Annotated in this window: 1 protein-coding gene and 2 pseudogenes; all 3 read right to left on the reverse strand. The window is 35.9% G+C overall.

The window, feature by feature from the left end; translation table 11 throughout:
- Window positions 1-623: pseudogene (locus tag AC1DRF_RS24520) on the reverse strand (TcaA NTF2-like domain-containing protein); the annotation flags it as partial.
- Window positions 624-670: 47 nt separating this feature from the next.
- Window positions 671-1,600 (reverse strand): TcaA NTF2-like domain-containing protein, encoded by a 930-nt coding sequence (locus AC1DRF_RS24525; protein ID WP_230184138.1) that lies wholly within the window; start codon window positions 1,598-1,600, stop codon window positions 671-673.
- A gap of 143 nt (window positions 1,601-1,743) precedes the next feature.
- Window positions 1,744-2,111: pseudogene (locus tag AC1DRF_RS24530) on the reverse strand (ethanolamine permease); the annotation flags it as partial.

Raw genomic sequence — 2,111 nt, forward strand, 5'->3', positions numbered from 1 at the left:
GGATTAATTGACTTTACGTATTTGATATATTCATCGGCCGTAATGTTGAGGTATTTTTGATGATAGGTAACTTCATCCCATTCGTTTAATTTCCAGTGCTTATTAACGTATTTAAAATTCATGTAAATGGTCAGTCCGCCGCTTCCTTCTTTACTAATTGGCTCAATAGCCGAGACCGAAAATTGCCCAGCGTGATTGTTAATAAGTTCAAATCGAATCAGATGAGTTACATCAGGAAAAAAGCTCATATTGCATTCTTTGCAGTAATAATTAGTAGAAATACTTTTTAGCTTTGTTGCAATTAAAGATGAAGTTGCGTATGGCGTTAACGCTTTTTTTAGCGTTTCATAATCAGCAGGGTTAGATTCATTTTCCCATTCGTACTCTTCGCCTAATTCTTTATAGGTACTTGAAATTTTGTTCATCGTCTCAACCGCAGTTTTTTCTGCTTTTTTTTCTGATACAAGATCAGGCGGAAGAGATGACTTAGCTTGATCTTTTGGGATCACTTCATCTGAGGAAGGTTCGGTTGGTTTGGATAACTTAACTGTTTCTTTTTCTTCACAGGCTGTCAAAACCATTAGCAGCAGTAGAACGAATGCAATCGTCCATTTTTTATGCATAAGGTGTCCTCCTCAATGCCGAATTTAGTCTGTTTTTAAAATAATCTTTAATTCTCAAACGTATCGAGCACGTAATCACCGCTTGGAATTCCCCACTTTGCCTTTTTATTTTGATCTGTTTTAGCAAGTAATGAAATGGAATTTTCTTTGAGCGTAATGACAATGGTTCCTTTATTTCCTTGTCCATCATTTTCATATTCAATGGCTGCTTGGTTATTTTCAAAGCGAATATTTTTTTGTTCAACGGTTGACACGCGGATTTTGCTAGGTGGCTGGTACGAATTTATTTTAATCGTTGCTTCCGAGTTTGATGTAGCAAGAAATTGAATGATAGGAGATCCGTTATCATTGCCAGTGGTCCATTTTCCATCGTAGTCGTGTAAATCTGTTGTTTGTGTAGTGGGAGTTTCAGTGCTTGCATTTGGTTTAGATGAAAAGTCAAATGGTTCTACATTCGATAACTTTAACGTATCGTTTTGATAAACGGCTGTATAAAGGCGGTCACAAATTTTAGTATAAGGATCTTTACCCGGCTGTTTTAATAAGCTTTCCTCGTGGGTTTGTATTTTGAACACATGGTTAGGTTCTTCATACCAATTGACAATATGGAACGTTTGCTTCTTCTGCTCGATGCCTTGACGTGTGAAATTTTCAACAAGAAGGTTTTGCTCTTTATAAAAAGAACTGTCAGCTTTCAAAAAAGCTTTTAAATCATCAAAAGAGTTTTGATCCACTGCCTTTCCAAACGCTGAAAAGTAATCAGTCATCCAGGCTGTAATAAATTTCCCGCTCATTGCTTCTTTATTTAAATCAATCGATTGAATGCTTTCTACCTGTGTTTTTGGTTCGTTTAGTACTTTTTTTGCATCTTTTTCTACTATCATTGTATTTCCGTCTTTTAATGTTTCTTCTTGCTGACAGGCTGATAACAGAATAGATGAAACAACCGTGATAATGATTGTATTACGTTTGTTCATCATAATTGCCCCTTCTTTATCTAATATAAATGTATGTATATTCTTCCAACAAACAGACCTAGTATATCATTCTACAAAAAAACGCTCAACCCTTTAATTTCGAAAGAAAAACGGCTTGCCTTTACAGCGAGCCGTTTTCTTTCCTATTTAATGGATGCTTCTTGATATGAATTGGCTGCTTCTTTTTTGAGCTGTCTAGAGCCATAAAAGACATAGTAAATAATTGAAAGAAGGAAAATTCCAAGAATCACATAAATTAAAGGTAGAGAAACGCCAAACAGCATTAAATTTGTTGTAAGAACACTGTATTTTATGATGCTGTACAAGCACAGAATCCCTAATACTAAGGCAATGCTTGGCACGACCGGGTAGTTCACTTTAAAAGGACGGGACAGGTTAGGTTCTTTTTTGCGTAAAATGAAAAGAGAAACTAAACTGATGCAGTACATCATCATTGCTCCGAACACGGATAAGATAATAAGTGCATTGGCAAACGTTGCAGATCCTGCAC

Source organism: Priestia sp. P5_B4 (genome assembly GCF_056400385.1).